The organism is Scytonema sp. NUACC21 (genome assembly GCF_054684315.1).
Genome location: NZ_BAAFZH010000059.1, coordinates 49,978 through 70,766 on the forward strand (window position 1 = coordinate 49,978; position 20,789 = coordinate 70,766).

14 protein-coding genes, 1 tRNA gene and 2 pseudogenes are annotated in these 20,789 nt (G+C 43.5%); 8 read left to right on the forward strand and 9 right to left on the reverse strand.

Going from position 1 to position 20,789, the window contains the following annotated elements; translation table 11 throughout:
- Positions 1-283 precede the first annotated feature (283 nt).
- The 4 genes and pseudogenes from ACYRY3_RS09200 to ACYRY3_RS09215 all read left to right on the forward strand — a co-directional run.
- On the forward strand, positions 284-3,052 hold the full coding sequence (locus ACYRY3_RS09200) for a PAS domain-containing sensor histidine kinase (protein ID WP_460201390.1): 2,769 nt from the start codon (positions 284-286) through the stop codon (positions 3,050-3,052).
- A gap of 10 nt (positions 3,053-3,062) precedes the next feature.
- The gene (locus ACYRY3_RS09205; RefSeq protein WP_460201391.1) at positions 3,063-3,539 is read left to right on the forward strand and encodes a response regulator; all 477 of its coding nucleotides are present in this window, start codon (positions 3,063-3,065) and stop codon (positions 3,537-3,539) included.
- Between the two features lie 2 nt (positions 3,540-3,541).
- On the forward strand, positions 3,542-5,290 hold the full coding sequence (locus tag ACYRY3_RS09210; protein WP_460201392.1) for a response regulator: 1,749 nt from the start codon (positions 3,542-3,544) through the stop codon (positions 5,288-5,290).
- 91 nt (positions 5,291-5,381) lie between these two features.
- Positions 5,382-6,503: pseudogene (locus ACYRY3_RS09215) on the forward strand (leucyl aminopeptidase); the annotation flags it as partial.
- A gap of 86 nt (positions 6,504-6,589) precedes the next feature.
- Here the strand turns inward: ACYRY3_RS09215 and ACYRY3_RS09220 are convergent.
- From ACYRY3_RS09220 to ACYRY3_RS09255, 8 genes are all read right to left on the reverse strand, one after another.
- The gene (locus ACYRY3_RS09220) at positions 6,590-6,715 is read right to left on the reverse strand and encodes a hypothetical protein (protein WP_460201393.1); all 126 of its coding nucleotides are present in this window, start codon (positions 6,713-6,715) and stop codon (positions 6,590-6,592) included.
- A gap of 117 nt (positions 6,716-6,832) precedes the next feature.
- Positions 6,833-6,909 (reverse strand) — tRNA-Met (locus ACYRY3_RS09225).
- Between the two features lie 73 nt (positions 6,910-6,982).
- Positions 6,983-7,936, reverse strand: a complete 954-nt coding sequence (locus ACYRY3_RS09230; protein ID WP_460201394.1) for an asparaginase — start codon at positions 7,934-7,936, stop codon at positions 6,983-6,985.
- A 98-nt stretch (positions 7,937-8,034) separates the two neighbouring features.
- Positions 8,035-8,535, reverse strand: a complete 501-nt coding sequence (locus ACYRY3_RS09235) for a CGLD27 family protein (RefSeq protein ID WP_460201395.1) — start codon at positions 8,533-8,535, stop codon at positions 8,035-8,037.
- A complete protein-coding gene (gene rsfS / locus ACYRY3_RS09240; protein WP_460201396.1) occupies positions 8,532-8,993 on the reverse strand; it encodes a ribosome silencing factor in 462 nt (153 codons plus the stop codon). The genes ACYRY3_RS09235 and rsfS overlap by 4 nt, the downstream gene beginning before the upstream one ends.
- Before the next feature lie 126 nt (positions 8,994-9,119).
- Complete coding sequence (yqeK, locus tag ACYRY3_RS09245) at positions 9,120-9,716, reverse strand: bis(5'-nucleosyl)-tetraphosphatase (symmetrical) YqeK (RefSeq protein ID WP_460201397.1); 597 nt, start codon at positions 9,714-9,716, stop codon at positions 9,120-9,122.
- A 490-nt stretch (positions 9,717-10,206) separates the two neighbouring features.
- Entirely contained in the window at positions 10,207-11,478 is a 1,272-nt protein-coding gene (locus ACYRY3_RS09250) for a glycosyltransferase family 4 protein (protein WP_460201398.1), read from the reverse strand.
- 731 nt (positions 11,479-12,209) lie between these two features.
- Positions 12,210-13,229: an anti-sigma factor antagonist gene (locus ACYRY3_RS09255; RefSeq protein WP_460201399.1), complete on the reverse strand. Its 1,020-nt coding sequence runs from the start codon at positions 13,227-13,229 to the stop codon at positions 12,210-12,212.
- Between the two features lie 390 nt (positions 13,230-13,619).
- Between ACYRY3_RS09255 and ACYRY3_RS09260 the strand changes: the two are divergent.
- Positions 13,620-14,435 (forward strand): annotated as a pseudogene (locus ACYRY3_RS09260) (sensor histidine kinase); the annotation flags it as partial.
- Positions 14,436-14,491: 56 nt separating this feature from the next.
- Here the strand turns inward: ACYRY3_RS09260 and glsA are convergent.
- Positions 14,492-15,454, reverse strand: a complete 963-nt coding sequence (glsA, locus tag ACYRY3_RS09265) for a glutaminase A (protein ID WP_460201400.1) — start codon at positions 15,452-15,454, stop codon at positions 14,492-14,494.
- Between the two features lie 836 nt (positions 15,455-16,290).
- Here glsA and ACYRY3_RS09270 point away from each other — a divergent pair.
- From ACYRY3_RS09270 to ACYRY3_RS09280, 3 genes are all read left to right on the forward strand, one after another.
- Positions 16,291-17,424 carry a septal ring lytic transglycosylase RlpA family protein gene (locus ACYRY3_RS09270; RefSeq protein ID WP_460201401.1) on the forward strand — a complete coding sequence of 378 codons (1,134 nt, stop codon included), beginning with the start codon at positions 16,291-16,293 and terminating at the stop codon, positions 17,422-17,424.
- Positions 17,425-17,546: 122 nt separating this feature from the next.
- Positions 17,547-19,148 (forward strand): bifunctional pantoate--beta-alanine ligase/(d)CMP kinase, encoded by a 1,602-nt coding sequence (locus ACYRY3_RS09275; protein WP_460201402.1) that lies wholly within the window; start codon positions 17,547-17,549, stop codon positions 19,146-19,148.
- A 278-nt stretch (positions 19,149-19,426) separates the two neighbouring features.
- Entirely contained in the window at positions 19,427-20,653 is a 1,227-nt protein-coding gene (locus ACYRY3_RS09280) for an RNA-guided endonuclease InsQ/TnpB family protein (protein WP_460201403.1), read from the forward strand.
- Positions 20,654-20,789 lie beyond the last annotated feature (136 nt).

Consider the following 20,789-nt stretch of genomic DNA (forward strand, 5'->3'; position numbering starts at 1 on the left):
ACAAAAATCTATCTCAGGTTAATTCTACAAATAATGCCAACTGCCTTAAGTTAGATTTTAAGGATGCTTTTTAGTAGGTCGGTGCAAATAAGACCAGTTATGTTAATAGCCTTAAAGCCTAGTAACTACTAACCGCTAACCACTAACAGCCCCAACAGATAATTGTGTTTATTTACGCCAACCTACTTACTTATTGCTTTTGCCTTAATCTACATAATGTTAAAGATTATTTTGCTTCTAAAGTTTATTAGACAACGGAATTCTGAAATTGGGGTGAAGAAGTATGTATAACCTCACCGTCGCGAGAACAATTTCAAAAGCTGCTAGTGCCATTGTTATGTTTGTGGGGTGTATCGTACTGATAGCTTGGATACTTGATATATTCCTGCCCAAAAGTGTTATTCCAGGGCTCTTTACGATGAAAGCAAATACAGCACTCGCTTTCGTACTAGCAGGAGTGTCGTTGCGGTGTTCATTGGGAGAAGAGGGGAGAAAACGCAGCCCAATTGCTCGCTTAAGTGCGATCGCGATCGTGTTAATTAGCTCCATAACCATATGTCAATACGTCTTTGGACGGAATATAGGAATTGACGAGCTGCTGTTTCGAGATTCACAAGAAGCTATAAAAACCTTTTATCCAGGTCGAATGGGGGCAAATACTGCCGTAAATTTTTTGTTAGTAGGAACCGCACTGTGGTTGTCAGAGCGGAATACAAACCGCAGTTATTGGCTGTCTCAAGGCTTGACCTTAATTGTTGCTTTAATATCTCTTCAAGCATTAGTTGGCTATATCTATGGAGTGAGAAATTTTTACCAGTTCGGCGCTTATACTACCTCAATGGCGTTACATACAACACTAACTTTTGAGGTGCTTTGTGTGGGAGTGTTGTACATCCGTCCGGACTGCGGGTTTATGCGGACAATTACCAGTGAATTAAACGGCGGTATCATAGCCCGTATGTGGATACCGAGCGTGCTTGTATCGCCCCTAATTTTGGGGTGGATAATTCTGTTAGGACAAAGGGCGAAGCAATACGACACAGCTTTTAGTGTATCGCTGTTAGTGGTATCGCTAGATGCCATATTTTTGGGACTCATTTGGCAAAATGCCAAGTTTCTCAATAAATTAGATGGAAATCGTCAAAAAGCAGAGGTAGCGCTGCGTGAGAGCGAAGAAAGCTATCGGGTGCTTGCCGAAAATATTCCCCAAATGGTTTGGACGAGCCGTCCTGATGGCTGGGTAGAGTACTTCAATCAGCGCTGGTTGGACTATACGGGGTTGCAATTGCATCAAACCTTGGGATGGAATTGGCAGCAGGTTGTTCATCCAGAAGACCTACCAGAAGCTATCGAACATTGGACAACCGGGCTGAAGACAGGAAGCCGAATTGAGGCACAATATCGCCTCAAACGAGTGGATGGAGTTTACCGTTGGCACGTAGCACAAGCTTTACCGTTATGCGATCGCGACGGTAAAATCATCAAATGGTTTGGCACCTGCACCGATATTGACGATCGCAAACGTATAGAAGTCGCCTTGCGCCACAGCGAATCGCGGCTGCGGCTGTTTGTGGAATCGGACTTAATCGGTACGATTGCCAGTGACGTTGATGGACTTCTGAGAGAAGTAAACGATGCCTTTCTTCGCATAGTTGGCTATACCCGTAAAGATCTCCTGGGAGAAGGAATGCGCTGGACGGATATGACACCGCCAGAGTTTCTTGCCCTGGATGAGGCGGCGCTTGCTGAAGCAAAGGCAAAGGGAACCTCTAGCCCATATGAAAAAATTTACATCCGTAAGGATGGAACTCGTGTTCCAGTGTTGATGGGCTGCGCTATTGTTGGAGAACAACAGGAAGAGGCGATCGCTTTTGTTTTGGATATTAGCGAACTTAAAAGAACACAAGCAGCCTTAACAGAGAGCGAGAGCCGCTTTCGCCATGTGGCAGACACTGCCCCGATGATGGTTTGGATGTCCGGTACAGATAAATTGTGTGACTACTTCAATAAGCCTTGGCTGGATTTTACCGGACGAACAATGGAGCAGGTATTGGGTAATGGTTGGACAGAAGGCGTACATCCGGATGATTTGCAGCACTGCGTAGAAACCTATGTGACTGCGTTTGACGCACGTCTTAATTTCCAAATGGAGTATCGCTTGCGACGGTATGATGGAGAATATCGTTGGGTCTTAGATATTGGCATACCAAGGTTTACCTTAGAAGGTGAATTTCTAGGTTACATTGGCTCCTGCATAGAAATTGAAGACCGCAAGCAAGTTGAAGCTCAAATTCGCCAAATCAATGAAACCCTGGAAGAAAGAGTCAAACAACGCACAGCTCAGCTAGAGGCTGCTAATAGGGAATTAGAATCATTTTCTTACTCGGTGTCTCACGATCTCAGGGCACCCTTACGGCACATCACTGGGTTCGTTGACTTGCTGCAAAAACGTTTAGCAACAGCGACACTTGATGAAACCAGTCAGCGTTATCTTAACATTATCACCGAAGCCACCAAACAAGCGGGTAAATTGATTGATGATTTGTTAACTTTCTCCCGTGTAGGGCGTTCGGAAATGCGCCGCACGAATGTAGATATGAATTTACTGATACGGGAGGTACAACGGGATTTATTGCCAGAAACGAAAGATCGTCTCATTTCTTGGCAAATAGAAATACTGCCCTTGGTGCATGGTGACCCCTCAATGTTAAGACTTGTTGTCCGAAACTTGTTGGAGAATGCCATCAAATATAGCAAAACTCGTTCCTTAGCAAAAATTACCGTAGGGAGTACCACCGATGAACAAGAAGTGGTATTCTTCGTGCGAGATAACGGTATTGGTTTCGATATGCGATACGCGCACAAATTATTTGGAGTTTTTCAACGCCTGCACAGCGATCCTCAGTTTGAGGGTACGGGTGTGGGATTGGCAAACGTCCAACGCATTATTCACCGACATGGCGGACGTGTCTGGGCTGAGGGTGAAATAGACAATGGAGCGACTTTTTATTTTTCGCTACCAAGGGGGTTTGGAGTAGCGAGTGGAGAGTAGAGATCAAACGATGGAACTAAAGCGCATTCTCCTAGTGGAAGACAGCATTAACGATGTTGAGTTAATCCTGACTTCACTGGCAGAAAACCATTTGGGTAATGAAGTTGTTGTTGTCCGAGACGGTGAAGAAGCATTGGATTACCTGTACCGCCGTGGCTTATATCGCTTGCGCCGTGAGGGTCATCCGGTTGTGGTGCTTTTGGATCTCAAGCTTCCAAAAGTTGACGGAATAGAAGTTTTAACACAACTCAAAGCCGATCCAGAGTTGCGAATGGTACCAGTCGTAGTGCTCACTTCCTCCCGTGAAGAGCAGGATTTGACTCGCTGTTACGAACTTGGTACCAATGGCTATGTTGTTAAGCCCATTGATTTTCTTGAATTTGTTGATGTTATCAAAGGGTTAGGATTATTTTGGGCAATAATTAATGAACCGCCTCCTGGTTCCATACCTCCGGCACGCAGTAGTCAAGGATTTGTAGGAACATAAAAATGTCAGGGCTTAAGTTTCTCTTGCTCGAAGATAGTCTATTGGATACAGAGCTCATCTTGACCATCTTGAGTGAAGGTGGTATCCTCTGTCAATTGGTTCAGGTGAAGACGCAAGCTGAATTCCAGAGGGCACTAGAGCAAGATAATTTTGACCTGATTCTTTCAGATTACTCTCTGCCCGGTTTTGATGGAATTTCTGCTTTGGAAATAGCACGGCATTTGGTGCCTAATGTGCCCTTTATCTTTGTGACGGCAACAATGGGGGAAGAGGTAGCCATTGAGACGCTTAAAAGCGGTGCCACTGACTATGTCCTCAAGCAACGATTGGAGCGTATAGTACCTTCGGTCAAGCGAGCCATGCGAGAAGCCGAAGAACGACGTGCCCGAGAAAAAGCAGAAGCTGAATTAAAACAACAAAAAGAAGAGTTAGAAAGGGCAAATCGTATTAAAGATGAGTTTTTGGCGGTGCTTTCCCATGAATTGCGATCGCCTCTCAATGCCATTCTCGGGTGGTCAAAAATACTGCGAACCCGCCAGATAGATAGCGGAACTCTTATGCGTGCGCTAGAAACTATTGAGCGGAATGCCAAGCTACAAACTCAGCTGATTGAAGATTTATTGGACGTATCTCGTATTATTCGCGGCAAATTAACCCTGCGTCCAAGTCCTACAAACTTGATTCCTGCTGTTGAAGCAGCAATTGATACGATGCGTTTGGCTGCTCAAGCCAAATCTATTGATTTGCAATTTGCGATTTTAGATTCTGAATTGGGAAGTCAAAGTGAGAGTTCGGAATATTTAATTGCTAATAATCAAGCGATCGATCCAATATCCACAATAACGCCCTTTGTGGAAACAAAGGACCTCTCTACTGACACTGCCCTCAACTCTGGAAACCAGAATACGGAAGTATCAGTTCTAACTCGATGGGCTGCTCAGCCAAAATTTTTGGTCTTGGGAGACCCCAGTCGATTGCAGCAAATCGTTTGGAATCTCCTCTCAAATGCAATCAAGTTTACAAGCCAGGGAGGAAGGGTCGAAGTGCTGTTAGAACGGGTAGAGGCTCAAGCCCGAATTACAGTCAAAGATACGGGTATTGGTATTCATCCTGACTTTCTGCCTTACGTATTTGACTCCTTTCGGCAAGCAGATGGTTCAACCACTCGCAAACACGGTGGTTTGGGCTTGGGTTTGGCAATTGTGCGTCACCTTATAGAACTGCATGGTGGAACTGTGACAGCCAGCAGTCCGGGAGAAGGACAAGGGGCAACATTTATAGTAGAACTGCCAATTCTTAACACAAGTAGGGAATTGACACTCAAGAATCGAGGTCAATCCCCCCAATCCCCTATTCCCAGTGTCGAACCTCTACTAGCAGGAGTGCGAGTCCTGGTAGTAGATGACGAGGCTGATTCTCGAGATTTTATCGTGTATGCTTTGCAGGACTGTGGAGCGATCGCCGCCACCGCCCATAATGCCGCTTCCGCACTAGAAATGCTAGCATCTTTCCAACCAAATGTACTCGTGAGCGACATCGGAATGCCGGATACAGATGGCTATGAATTAATCCGCCAAGTGAGAGCACTGCCCAGGTCACGGGGAGGACAAATTCCAGCTATTGCACTCACTGCTTATGCAGGAGACAGAGATCGCCAACATGCGATCGCATCTGGCTTCCAAAAACATCTTTCTAAACCCGTGATGCCCGATGAACTAGCGAATATTGTTGCAGAATTAGTTAAGGGTTAGTAGTTAATAGTTAGTAGGTATTAGTATATTTATACTAATACCTACTAACCACTAACCACTAACTCATATACTTTTACATAAAATGCAGGAAATGGAGATTCGAGCGACTAACACCCCACTTTTAGAGTGGACGGGGGATGGTTTAGCAATTGGATTATTTGAGGATGCAGTAGAACTCGGAGGAGAACTAGCAACTTTAGATGAAAAGTTGGCTGGTAGCATAAAAGAACTGATTGCCGAAGAAGAATTTAAAGGTAAACAAGGCAGCAGTATCTTCATCCGAGTTGGTAGTCATAGCCCAATTCGGAAAGTCATAGTTGTTGGTTTGGGAAAACCTGAAGCCTTAAAACTGGAAACCCTACGGAGAGGGGCAGCAGCAGCAGCTAAAACAGCTAAAAAGCAAAAGTGCAAGACCTTGGCAATTTATTTGCCAATTTGGAATGATGACCCAGCACAAACTGCTCGAGCACTGGCTGAAGGAGTTCAACTTGCACTCTACCAAGATAATCGCTTTAAATCCGAACCAGAGGATAAAGGACCCCAAGTTGAACAAGTCGATTTACTCGGACTTGGCGAACAACAAGCAGCTATTACCCTTGCCAATCAAATTGCCTCAGGTGTCTTTTTAGCACGACAGCTAGTAGCAGCTCCTGCTAATTCCGTCACACCAATTACTATGGCCGAAACTGCTACAGATATCGCGTCCGAACATGGTTTGCAATTAGAAATTCTAGAACAGGAAGACTGTGAAAAGTTAGGTATGGGTGCTTTTTTGGCTGTCGGAAAAGCTTCTGACTTGCCATCTAAATTTATTCACTTAACTTATAAACCAGAAGGTACGCCCAGACGCAAGCTAGCAATAATAGGCAAAGGTTTAACCTTTGACTCCGGTGGGCTTAACATCAAAGGAGCCGGCAGTGGCATTGAAACAATGAAAATTGACATGGGTGGCGCTGCGGCTACTTTAGGTGCTGCTAAAGCCATTGGTCAAATTCAGCCGGATGTAGAAGTTCACTTTATTTCTGCCGTGACTGAGAATATGATTAGCGGTCGCGCCATGCATCCTGGAGATATTATCACTGCATCTAACGGTAAGACGATTGAAGTGAACAATACCGATGCCGAAGGACGTTTAACCTTGGCAGATGCCCTGGTCTTTGCCGATAAACTGGGAGTTGATGCGATCGTTGATTTAGCAACCCTCACAGGTGCGTCCCAATCCTCCCACTAAAATTGGTCGCCGCAAATTCACAGCTTTAGTTCTCCGTGCTCTTTGGATCGTCTCTACTTTAGATTAGCTTACAAGCCCGCTTGTCCGAGCTCCATTGGTGGATGCACCAATTTTTCTTTACATACAGCAGCTTGTGCGATCGATTCCCAAGCGTTGCGGTAAATTGCAGAACGCGGTTTGCGCTGCCGCTTCAAGTTTCCTACTTGGTGTATTTTACTACTGTATTTGTCTATTCACCACTAGGAGTCACGATGTCTCATAAAACAAATCCCCGCAACCTTCTAGGATTGCAGGGATTCATTACTTTTAGTTGGTGGCGGGAAGTGGATTTGAACCACTGACCTTCGGGTTATGAGCCCGACGAGCTACCAGGCTGCTCTATCCCGCGTCGCCTCCTTGTCTTTATTTAATATAACACCAGATTTAAAAATTTGACAAGTGCAAATGGAAAATTTCGCAAATTATAAAAACGATAATTCTCCAAGCACTTCCAAACGCTTGTATTTACCGAAGTTCATAAACTTTTCCGACAGGGCTTCGGCAACACTGGGAGAAATCCAGCCCAACTGTTGAAGTATTTGAATGGCTGCCGCATGTTTTGCTCGTTTTGCCCCATCCATGACTTTGATTGCCAATCCCATGCCCTCACCGAGTCTGCCAATGCACTGCACTCCTTCAGCACCGGACTTACTCACTATTTCTCCTGGAGTTAAGCGCATCAGTTCCGTGTCAAATTCTCCATCCCCTGCTACCATGACTGGGTGATGGCTCATAGCACGGACTATACGCTCCATATCTAGGGTGCTGCGAGAAGCCAGTTGAGCGTACAGCGATCCCATCTGACCAAGTTGCAACAAATAAGTAGGTGCGCCGCAATCGTCATGAGCGCTGATAAATTCCTCAGATGGCATGCGGAGCAATTCTGACACTTTCCCGAGAATCAGTTGCTGCACTGGGTGTTTGCGCTGTAAGTAGTTATTTAGCGACCAATTGCATTGCTGGCAGACGGCTAGCATTCCAGCGTGTTTGCCAGAGCAGTTGTATTCCAGAGGGCTGCGTTTGCCTTCGGGAATGGGGCATTGGAGTGCTGAAGGGTCTACATCAGCCCGCCAAAGGATATTAAATACCTGTCGTACTTGTTCTATGGTTCCCTTGTGGGAGCTAGTGATAATCGCTAGGTCTTTGTCGCTCAAGTCGTAGCGTTCCAGTGTACCCGTAGTAGTGACCGCGAGTGCCTGAAATGGTTTGAGTGCTGAACGAACAAACGTGCTCGTTTCAGAATTTCCGGCGACAGATAGTACCCGTCCCCGTTCATCGCATACGACCGCTTGGACTGTATGTTTGGACTCTATGATGCCTTCACGCAGTAACCTAACTTCTAGTGCGGCGGCTTGTGTTCGTTTTCCCATTGTCATGGGTAAAAATCTACCATAATTTTGTCATTGGTCTTGAGTCATTCGTCATTCGTCCTTTGTTTTGTACAAATGACAAATGACAAATAACAGATGACTATTTACACTAAATTCCAAACTATCGTACCAGCAACGAACAACACAGCCAAGCCAGCGAAAGAAATTTGTAATCGCTGAAGAATGGGTTTGATAGAGTAGGTTACTATCAAGCGATCGCGTGTCAAGACTTCGTGTGGTTTTGTCCAGGTTTGACCGTCGTACCAACCGGACTCTTCGTAAAATATAATCGGACTCATTAGGCGGTCTCGGATATAAGACCAACCTAAATATAACCGCACCAGTACCAGTATTACCCCGACACTTGCTCCTGCGGCACTACTCAAAACAAACTGTGCAGTATACTTGTGTGGGGCAAAGCTCGCCGCCGCTACGGGTCCTGCTATTAGCCAGGACAAAACCCAAATTAGAGCGATTTTGGCGATATACTCGCTCCAATTTAAGGTACAGTCGCGAAATAACCAGGAAGATTTTAATTCTTCGTACTCATTGAGCGGTTGCTGTTCTGTTGGCACTGGGCAATTTGAGACCGAAGACTTTATCATGTTGGCTGACCCCCACTGTCTGCGGATGTTGTATACTCTATACGTTCTGCGTGTCCCCAGAACGCTTCTAAATTATAAAACTCCCGTTCTTTGGGCATCATCACGTGAACAATAATTTCGCCGTAGTCTAACAGTACCCACGTTCCCTCTACTTTGCCTTCTGTCCGCAGGGGACGCCTTGACAATTCAGTTTCTAATTTATCTTCTACTGCATCGGCGATCGCCCTGACCTGTACCCTAGAATAGCCTGTCATCATGACAAAGTAGTCTGCCAAATAAGAGACATCTGCCACCCTGAGAATGAGAATATCACCTGCTTTGCGGTCAGAACCTGCTTCGGCGATGGTCAGAGCCATCTTTCCACTCGCATCGTTAGCGTCTATCTGTGTGGAATTTGCTAGACTGCTTGTCACTGTAACGGATTGTCTTGGGAAATTTGTTTGAAAAGAATCAGTCATTAAACCTCAGCTGCTTTATCTTTTTCGTAAGAGTTTTTTACAATTACTGCCAAACAATCAAGAACTGGGATGGATTTGCAACTGTAAGAAGTGGTTTTTTTTGAATACTAACAAAAAAACTGGTGTCTATGCAGTGTGCCCTACATTCGAGCCCTTAGATTTCCATTGTTTGAGAAACCAATTACGTGTTGCAATGACTCTCGGATGAATCAAACAAAAACTTTCCAGCAAGTATTTGAGGGTGTAATCGCAAGTCAACCACACAGCCCGGTCAATATTTTCCCGGCTAGTTTTGCGTAGAGCTTGTAGTTCCAATGTGTCACCACGTCCCGGTTCCAAGCTATCTGCTAGAAACACAATACAGGAAAGCCGACTCATCCCCGGTCTACCCAAAGTGTGATTGGCTATAGCTCGCAATACTTCTTCATCATTCACATCAAATAAATCTCTTGCCACAATAGCACTAACTTCTGCATGTAAAAGATGGGGATTTGCTTCCATCACTTCATCTACTTCCAACCCATCTGCCCGTGCCATTTCCAAAAGTGTTTGGGGCTTGTAGTACTTTGCCAAATCGTGCATTAAGCCAGCCATTGCGGCTTTTTCTCTATCCACTTCATATTGCACCGCTAAATCTGCTGCCATTTGCTCAACCCTAAGAATGTGGTTGACTCTGGGCGCTGGAACATTGTCTGTTAACCAAGCTAAAACTTTTTCGCGCATAGCGATCGTGCATTCAAAGGGCAGCTTGTAATGCCTTTGAGGATAGAAAATAGGGGTTGAATTTAAATTTTTACACTTATATCTTAACTTAAATTATCTTAAATTTTTGTTGATTAGTCGCCAAAATCTGATGATTGGGTAAGCACAAATAAACCCAGTACAAGTCGGCGTAAATAAGGTGAGGGTTGTAAATCGCTCCAAAGCTTACAGTGTAAGCCTTTTAATTTCATCCTTTATCCTTCATACTGAGCGCCTGTCTGTACTGGCGATGAAAACAAACGTTGAGATGCTCAATCCGCAGCTAGTCGCAATTTTGCAGCAGGTTGACTGCACTGCAAGCAAATCAAGATCGTAAGGCTGTTAAGTAGACTGTACCCTGTTGTAGAGAAAAACAACCCTACTTGAGGTGCTGTGGTCCATGCACGCTATCTGATTTGCACTGATTGGTTAAAAAAGCGAAGGTCACAAGGGTAAAAATGCTCTTGATGTGTCACACTTCCTGTTTGGACACAACTCTTGGTTCAATGACTGAATGCTCGGTGGTCAATGAGTAAAACAGCGATTCATACTGAGATAAAGCTTGTTCAAAAGAATACTGCTCAACGGCAAATTTACGACTGTTATATCCCAAAGTTTTTACTCTTTCCGGATGCTTATATAAATCTAAAATTGCTTGCGCTAATGCTTGTGGGTCTTCTGGAGGGACAATAACACCGCCACCACTCTGCCTAATAGCTCTTGCTGCTGTACCATTTCCGGGAACAGAAGCAACCAAAGCCCTACCACTAGCCAGTAATACCTGAATTTTCGAGGGCATATTGAAAGAGATTACATTTTTCTTCTGCACTACCAAACCCACGTCAGCAGCTGCCAACATTTCTGGCAAATGTTCGCGCGGCTGAAAAGGCAGTAGTAAAACATTATTGGCACCGCATTCATCACAAGCTTTTTGCAATCGCTGTAACCCTTTTTCCTCACCAACAATCACAAAGGCAATATCTGGAACATCTCGCAGTATGGCAGCAGCTTTGACAACAGTTTCTAAGCCTTGGGTGAGAGCAATGTTACCAGAATATGAAACGACAAATTTGCCTTCTAGATTGTGAGCGACTCGAAAAGCGTTATTTTCTTTAGGGAGGGGGCGGATGAAGTTCACATCGACCCAGTTGGGAATTTGCACGAGCTTTCTGGCTGGTACACCTTTACCCAACAAGTTTTCCACGAATCCATCAGCAATCACGCTGATTTTGGTAGCACTGGAGTAGGCAAATTTTTCCAACACTGCAAACGCTTTGATCAGCCATTTGTTCTTCAATAGACCAACGTGAACAGCAGCTTCTGGCAGTATGTCCTGAAGATTGAGAACCACAGGGCAACTGTGTAGCAATCCAAGTAGAGCAGTTGGTAAGCAACTGGGCAGAGAAGGAGAAGTAGAAAGAATAACATCAGGACGCCAACCGAATAGGGCTGGGAAGAAACTAGTGAATACGAAACTAGCATCCAGCATTATCCTATCGACTAGATTTGGCTGCGGCCGAATCCAGACATAACTGCGTTGGATTTCCACCCCATTTTTGTACTCAGTCAAATATGACTTACCCCGATACTCCTTATAAATTTGACGCTCAGGGTAGTTAGGCATAGCGGTAACGACTCGCACTTGATGTCCCCGCTTAACTAACCCTTCAGCTAGTTCAGTCATCAAGGGAGCGATACCAATTGGTTCTGGGTAATAGTTGTACGAGTAAATCAAAATACGCATAGCAAATTAATCTTGTACTCCTAGTCTGAACAACCCTGGTGTCTTAATTAATGTCAACATTGGTTTGCACCATCATTCCGCACGTCGTGTGTGCCTAATTAAAATTTTCGCTTCAGATTCATTTAATGTCAGTTGTTCTTCGTTGAAGATTGAGTAAAATTTGATGCTGTTTTCTTCTAATACGGAATAAAGTTGAAGTTAAGAATATTTCCTTTTTTTAGTAATTATTTAGTGTATATACGGGCATATTTTTTTTGCTTTCTAAGTTAGAACCCTGATTGGGAAAGGGATATACAGCATTTTTCAGGTAAATGAAGTACATAGGTAGGGGCGAAAGGTCGTATGCCTACCTTGGTCGGCAAGCTGCGCGTTGGCGAAGCCGCAGGACATAAGCCCTTACAACAACCTGTACCTCCTCCGCGTTGCAATCTGCTGTAAGGGTTTAAGAGTTATGTTTTGAAAAGTTCCCAAAAAAATATTCAAAATTTACATCCGTAAAAACCCAGTTATGAGCCAATAGGTTTTAGTTATCCTTAAAACAGAAACAACCCGAAACGTATTGGTGTATGGCTTCTGTAGCAAAAGGTGAGGAGTTGGCTAACAAGCAAGGAAATTTAGACACAATTTTACGGAAAGAATAATAAAAGGACACGGAGACAATTCGCGAAAATGTTTCCGTGTCCTTACGAAGAAGCTGTATTATAATGCCTGTGATACATCAGGCTGGTTGGTCAAACAGCACCACTGTTTTTGTTAAACAAAATCATGACTGTTTTAAAAATCAGCTTTAAATCGTAAATAAAGCTCCAATTTTTTTGATACTGTAAATCCAGGCTAATGACATCCTCAAATTTACGGACGCTAGAACGTCCATTGACTTGCCATTCTCCAGTCATTCCAGGTTTTACATCCAAACGCTGCCACTCGGGAACCTCATAACGCTCAACTTCATCTGGTGTAGGTGGTCTAGTGCCCACTAAACTCATATCGCCTTTCAGAACGTTCCAGAATTGTGGCAGCTCATCTAAACTGGTTCGCCGTAAAAAGCGCCCGACTTTAGTAATTCTAGGGTCATTGTCTATTTTGAAAAATGCTCCCTGAACCTGGTTTTGCTTTTCTAGCTCAGCTTTGCGAGCTTCCGCATCAATATACATTGAACGGAATTTCCACATCCGAAAGCGTTGTCCCATCCAACCACAACGGGTTTGGCAGAAGAAAATCGGACCTGGACTATCGAGTTTAATAGCAATAGCAATGGGAATAAACAAAAATCCTGTAATAAGCAAACCTACAATTGACCCAGTAACGTCTATGAACCGTTTCATCCAAGAACGAACAGAAGGATGGGTTGTGGGTAACTGCTCTTCTTGACGGGTTAGGGGTGGGGCTTCCCCTTGAGACTCCAGGTCAAAAACGGTATCTAATCCCGTCAGATTAAGTACCGCCATGACCTGGGGGGTCACCTTCCGCAGTGTAAATTTAATATTTTTTTCCTGAGCAATTTTGAAATTACTAACTAGGGCACCCAAACCACTACTATCCATAAAAGTCGTTTGGTGAAAATCAATGATGATTCCCACCGGGGTGGGGTTTTGTTGAGTTATCTCTTGGCAGGTCTGCTTAAAGGCCACAGCCTCTAGCACACTCAACCGTGCGGGTACCTGCACAATTGCCGTGTCATTCGAGAACATTACCGTAAAATTCACCTCTTTGGGTTGGCTAGTCATGAAGCCCTGCACTTTCGTTGCCATGTCTATATAATCTGCCAAACATATTGTGTTCTAGCAAATAGTCTCTACTGATGATTTGTCAGTGGTAAAAATAACTAAATGCTAGGTTTTAGGTTGAGAGAAGATATCGTGAAGGACGATTCACAATAGAACAAGAAGCTAATGAAAGTCTGAAGTGGCAAGGATGAAGAATGAAAAAAGCATAAAAGGTAAAGAACAAAGGATGAATTAGTTTATACTTCCATTCATAACTCGTACTTTCCTACTTTTGTCTTAACTTCATACTTCATGCCTCATATTTCATACTTCTTTCATGAAAAACATTCTTATTTTTGTGCCAACGTGGCGCATAGGTATTACTAACATCAAATGACTGTTGAAACTACTATTACACCTACTGCACGCCTGATAGAGGTCTTTTCCGCCATACAAGGGGAAATCAACAACCCTGTTAACTTTATTCATGGTAACATTACTTGTGCTCATGAATATATGCAAGATTTGCTCGATTTGATTGCTATTTATCAAAAAGAATATCCAATAAAAAAATCATTGATAGAGGAAAAAATATCAGAGATAGATTTAATTTTTATTCAAAAAGATCTGCCAAATCTTATGAATTCTATGACAGTGGGAACTAAACGAATTCAGAAAATTGTTTTGGGTTTGCGTAATTTCTCCCGTTTAGATGAAGCTATTATGAAACCAGTAGATATTCATGAAGGGCTTGAAAGTACGTTAATGATTTTGCAACATCGCTTACTTGCTTGCGATCGCCGTAGCGAAATTAACATGATTAAAGAATACGGAAAATTACCTTTAGTTAATTGTTATGCTTCTAGCTTAAATCAGGTATTTATGAATCTTTTAAGTAATGCAATTGATGCTTTAGAGGAGGGAAAGGGGCAATGGGCAAGGAGCATGGAATTAACTCCTAACTCTCATTCCCCAACAATTCACATTTGTACTGAACTTGCTGACTTAAACACTGTCAAAATTAGCATTACTGATAACGGTTGTGGTATGAGTCGGGAGGTACAAACGAAAGTTTTCGATCCCTTTTTTACCACTAAGCCTGTAGGTTCTGGTACGGGGTTGGGGTTATCAATTAGTTATCAGATTGTTGTTGAAAAACACAAGGGACGATTATACTGTAATTCCACTCCAGGAAAGGGGAGTTGTTTTGTAGTTGAAATCCCCGTTTTGACAGTGACTCGCGATCGTTGAGCCAGAGCACTTATATCCCCAGATGCTGGGAAGGAAACAACAACTCAACAAAACTCTCATCCTTGGGGTGAACAGTCGAATAAATGTAACCCAAACTTCTGGGAAAGTTCTTCACAGACCTTAACCCCCCGAACGCTATTACCTCGTGAGTCTAGCAGGGGTGAAAAAACTCCTATTCCCATCAGGTTGGGAATAACAGCAATAATCCCGCCAGAGATACCGCTTTTTGCCGGAATACCAACATTATAAGCCCATTCACCTGCAAAATTATACATTCCACAGGTATACATCACACTGAGAATATCTCTGACGTAACGGCTATCTACCGCTCGCTCTCCTGTGACAGGGTTAATACCTTTGTTTGCAAGGGTGGCTGCCATGACTGCTAAATCGTGACAATTCACCATGACAGAACACTGCTGGAAATAAAGGTCTAATGCTTCGTCTACATTGTGGTCTATCATACCAAAATTTAACATAAGATATGCCATTGCACGGTTGCGGTGCCCTGTCATACGCTCGGAAGTGAATACTGAAATATCAACAAAGACATTGTGACCCGTGTATCGCCGGAACATATCTAGCATCCGGTTAAGACGTTCTGTTGCGCCTGACCCCTTAATTAAGCTTGTGGTTGCTATTGCCCCTGCATTAACCATTGGATTATGGGGTCGCTTGGATATGTCATCAAGAATCACAGCATTGAATGCATCTCCCGTTGGTTCAACACCAACTCTTGTCAAAAGGTAATCTCGCCCGCGATCTTCAAGTGCAAGACCGTAAACAAACACTTTGGAAATCGATTGAATTGTAAATAATTCGTTGTAATTCCCAACTTCGTAAATTTCGCCCTTGACCGTAGCGATGCAAATACTGAATAAGTCCGGATTTACTTTGGAAAGTTCTGGAATATAGTTAGCGACTGCACCATCTTGCAATGACTTGTACTTGGAATATAGGTCATCAAGAAAAGATTGTAGTGATGATGCGATAGTTTGTAACTCTTCGTGCTGTGCCATGAGGGCTGATAGTTGGATGTAAAAAGTTATGCCTTATTTTTATATCTTGGGCGAGATCCCGTGTATTCAATTTGCGTGTACTATCCTGACCTGTTTTTTATGACCTATTCTGCTGCAATTGTAAAAAATATTATCTTAACCTCATTGATTCCTGCTCTATGCTGCAATCGCTACTATGTCTCTTATTTTACATTTTACCATTTTTTATTTATACATTGTGTACGGTGTCATTTGATTTAATATTTTTTCAATACAAACTAATTGTTATTATTTTAACAGTGTTTAAGACTGCAGTATCGTTAATTTTCTTGATAAAAGCTGTATGCGAGAATGAGAATGAATAAAAGAATCATAACGCCATGTATCGAAAAGGTGCGATCGCTGAAATCAGAAGTTTTGACTTGACAATTAAATTTTTACAAAGAAAAGAACTCAGATTGGTCGTAGAAATACGGTGTTTTGTTTGTAGAGACCCTGACGTTAGCATTAACTAGCTTAGAAGACAACCGTATGTAGCATATTGATTAATTTAATTAGTAAATCTTGTTAAGATTTAGTAACAAGATTTTTTATTTAAGAAAAAAAGCGATACACGCTGAAAATCCTTTTTTGAGTAAGGTTTCACCCTGAAAAAGGGAGTTTTCATTTCATAAATTAACCGAGACTTACGCTAAAACCCCGATCCCCAATCCCATTCGTTCGTGTTAGTCTGTTCCAGTTAAAAGCAAAAAGTGAAAGCGGAACGAGTTTGAATTTTGGGAGAGTATCGCCCTTGGTGATACGAAACCCAGCAAGTAATGAAACTTTTGTTCTCCAGTCGCTTTAATATCGGACGCATGAATCATAAACTTTTGTGGACTGTTGTCGCCCTGTTTAGTACTGTTTTTGGCTCACCGTCAATTGGTCGGACTCAAGTAACCAATGAAGCGGCTCCAATTTCGCCAACTGTAGCTTCATCAGATGTGGTGAAAGTAGGAGAATATCAATCCAAAGCAGAGAACCTTGCTACAGTGAAAGCTGCGATCGCAGAAATTCACACTCATGATGTAGCAGGGCGTCGGGCGGCAACGCTCTATCTTCGCAATATCCCTGTTCTGACTTTTGTTGGTAAAGAGCCTATATCAAGCAAAGAGACCAAGGTTGGTGTTATTGGTGATATTGGTGTAAACGTTGGTGGCATTCAATCTCTAAGCCCCAACGCACTCAATCAAACAAAAGTTGCCTCAATTAAGGCTGGTGTTGATATCCAAAATCAGACAAACGCTGTTGGTGATGACCCAGTCCAAAGAGCAACAGTGGTAGCAGCAAAACTCAACCAACTCGTTTTGGATAAGGTGGACGCTAACAAAATCACGGTAAGTTGGGCGTCGCCAAAAGAATCCACTGCCAGCGAGAACCAGCACAAAGACAGCCCATCCACTCAGCACAATTCAGATGGGCGGTACATCATCAAGATTGATGGCAAAGAGCTCGTCGAAATTGATGGCGATACACGACTTGCAGATACGACCAACGACAGGGCAAAGGATGCACTGCAAGCAACCAATCGCATACGCAGACTAATGGGTAACGCATTGCCCCTGAACGAGATTGCTAACTTACCGATGCGCTCGCCGTTGCAAATACCAAAAATTTCAGTACCAAACTTGCCCACACAGATTGCCAGAAGAGTGCGAGGAACCCTGAGCGGGATGGCATCGTGGTATGGTTATGATGGTTCTGGAAATCGTACTGCGACTGGCGAAAGATACAATCCAGAAGGGTTAACAGCAGCCCATCGAAGCTTACCCTTTGGTACCAGAGTCCGCGTGACAAACACCCGCAATGGTCGATCTGTCGTGGTGCGAATTAATGACCGGGGACCATTTATTCGGGGTCGAATTATTGACCTGTCCGCCGGTGCAGCACGGATTTTGGGATTGATGCGTACAGGTGTTGCTCCTGTACGGGTAGAAGTTCTTGGCAGGTAAAAAGTTAAAAGAATTTTTGACTTTTTAGTTTGTTACCTGTCTTGCCCCTAGTTACTGGTCTCTTCCTCGGTTTCAGATATAAACTAACGGGGAAGAGCAAGAGAAAAACTAGGGGTATTTTTGTGCGCCTGTTGTTAACAGTCGCAGCTTTACGCTGCTATCTAGCTAAACGCCGTTCTGAAATTCATCTGATACACAGAGAACAGCTGCTGCAATATGACATGACTACACGGTCTGAGACAGCTGTCGGTCTGGTTCCAACAATGGGAGCATTGCACCAAGGTCATTTAAGCTTAATACAACGGGCGCGGCAAGAAAATGCCACGGTGATTGTGAGTATCTTTGTCAATCCGCTGCAATTTGGTCCAAACGAAGATTATCAACGCTATCCCCGGACTCTAGAGAATGACGTAAAGTTGTGCGAACAATGTGGGGTAGACGCAATTTTTGCTCCCACTCCGGAAGACATGGGAGTCGTCGAGAAAAGTATACAAGAATCCATTGATACACAAGTGCTCCCCCCATCTGCTATGATATCAGGCTTGTGTGGTCGTTCTCGGATGGGTCACTTTCAGGGTGTAGCGACAATTGTGACCAAGCTTTTCAACTTGGTACAACCTGACCGCGCCTATTTTGGTCAAAAAGATGGTCAGCAACTTGCCATTATTAAACGGCTAGTCGCTGATTTGAATTTTTCGATAGAGATTGTTGCTTGTCCAATAGTACGGGAAGCATCAGGTCTTGCCTTGAGTTCTCGCAACCAATATTTGACAGCGACACAAAAGCAGGACGCAGCAGTACTGTATCGCGGTCTGCAAAAAGCTCAAACAGTGTTTAACGCTGGGGTACGCAATTGCCAAACCCTTTTAGCAGTGGTGCAACACGAAATCGAAATGGTGAGTTCTGTTGTATTGGAATATATTGAATTGGTTGAACCAAATACGTTAATGCCTATAGAAATCATTGAGGAGGAAGGAATGCTCGCGATCGCTGCTCGTCTTGGTTCTACACGCCTAATTGACAATATTATCCTGCGCGATCGCAAACCCATCATCGCCATTGATGGACCTGCGGGGGCAGGAAAATCTACTGTCGCCCGTCAAGTGGCGGCAAAACTGGGTTTAGTATATTTAGATACAGGAGCAATGTATCGTGCTGTTACCTGGTTAGTACTGCAAAAGGAAATTGCCCTCGACGATGAGTGTGCTATAGCAGAATTAGCTAATCATTGTGTCATAGAACTAGCGCCCAGTGAGGACTTACAATCGCCAATGCGGGTTTGCATTGATGGTCATGATGTTACCCAGGTCATTCGTACTATTGAGGTAACATCCAAAGTTTCGACAATAGCCGCACAAAGTTCGGTACGTCAAGCTTTGATGAAACAACAACAAAATTGGGGTAAGAAAGGAGGTTTAGTTGCTGAGGGGAGAGATATCGGAACTCAAGTTTTCCCTGATGCGGAAGTGAAAATTTTCTTAACAGCTTCTGTCAGCGAGCGAGCACGTCGCCGCCAAGAAGATTATAGAAGACAAGGTCAACCAGAAGTGAATTTAGAGCAGTTAGAACGGGACATTGCCGAACGAGACTCGAAAGACAGCACCCGTCAAGTTTCTCCCTTGAAGAAAGCCGCAGACGCTATTGAAATTCAGACTGATGGGATGAGTGTGTCTCAAGTCATTGAAAAAATTCTTGACTACTACGAGCAGCAGTTGTCTCACTAATGACATCATTGGCTGCTGGTGTTCGATTGATTTCTTATCATATGTCAGTTTTAAGTTGATATACAGCTAGCTGCGGCTCGAAACCTGGTTTTCCAGCGAAACCAGGTTTCTATGTCTCAAGTTTAACTGATTCCACAGAATTCCCCACCCTCGACAAATTATCTATAGCTGTCTAAGAATTAGCTACCTAGTAGATTGCTCATATTGCCAAATATTTTCGGAGCAGTGTTACTGAAAATACGATATAATATTAACAGGTCGAGATTTGGGAAGTGGAAATGAGACGACAAGCCGTAAAAGTTCGTTTGTACCCCACATCAGAGCAAGTGCAAATACTTGCACAGCATTTTGGTTGTGCTCGTTGGTGGTGGAACTATGGCTTGAATAAATGCATTGAAACCTATAAAGCGACAGGCAAGGGCTTGTCTCAATCTGGACTTAATTCTTTATTACCAGCACTCAAAAAAGACAAACAGACCGAATGGTTAGGAGAATGTTATTCACAGGTTTTACAATCTGTCAGCCTGAATCTGAGCCGCGCATATCAAAACTTTTTTGAAGGTAGAGCAAAATATCCACAATTCAAATCAAAGCACCATCGTCAATCAATTCAGTATCCACAGAAGGTACAACAAATCAATGATTGTTTGAAGTTTCCAGGTTCGTTAGGCATAGTCAAAGCTAAAATACATCGACCATTTGATGGAACTATCAAGACTGTCACTGTAAGTAAGTGCCCATCTGGTAAGTACTATGCTTCTGTGCTCATGGAGTACTCGGGCGATTATCCGACATCAAATACTGATGGTAAGGTTGTTGGTATTGACCTGGGTGTCAAGGATTTTGCTATTACTTATGATGGTGAAAAAGTTTCCAAGTATCCAAATCCAAAACATCTCGCTAAATATGAAAAGAAGCTAGCTAAAAAGCAACACATTGCTGCACGTAAAGTCAAAGGCAGCAATCGACGTAAAAAAGCAATGAAAATTGTAGCTAGGGTATACGAACGCGTGAGCAATGTCCGTTGTGACTACTTACACAAATTATCTCGAAAGATTGCCGATCGCAATCAAGTTGTGGTAGTCGAAAACCTTAACGTCAAGGGCATGGTTCGTAACCATAAACTAGCAAAAGCAATATCTGATACGGGATGGGGGATTTTTACCAATTTCTTAGCCTATAAACTTGAAAAACAAGGCAAGGTGTTGGTTGAGATAAATCGATGGTTCCCTAGTTCCAAGCTTTGTTCTCATTGTCATTACCAGATTTCCGAACTACCACTTGGTGTGAGGACTTGGGATTGCCCAAGTTGTGGAACTCATCACGATCGAGACGGTAATGCCGCGATGAATATTAGAGCAGAGGGTATCAGAATGCTGTCCTCCTCTGGGACGGGGGAGGCTAACGCCAATGGAGAGGAAGTCAGACCAACTCGCGGACGTAAGTCCAAGATGAGGCATTCTTCTGTGAAGTTGGAAGCTCCACCTTCTTATAGGGTGGGGTAGTTCACACTCCAAGCATTGCTAAACCGTGTAAACTTGATCTGCAAAACACTGACAACTGCCGTAAGACGATGAAAACATCTGCGAATTTCGACTTTGAGGACGAGAAGTACAATGCACCAGCTTCTCAAGTCATCCC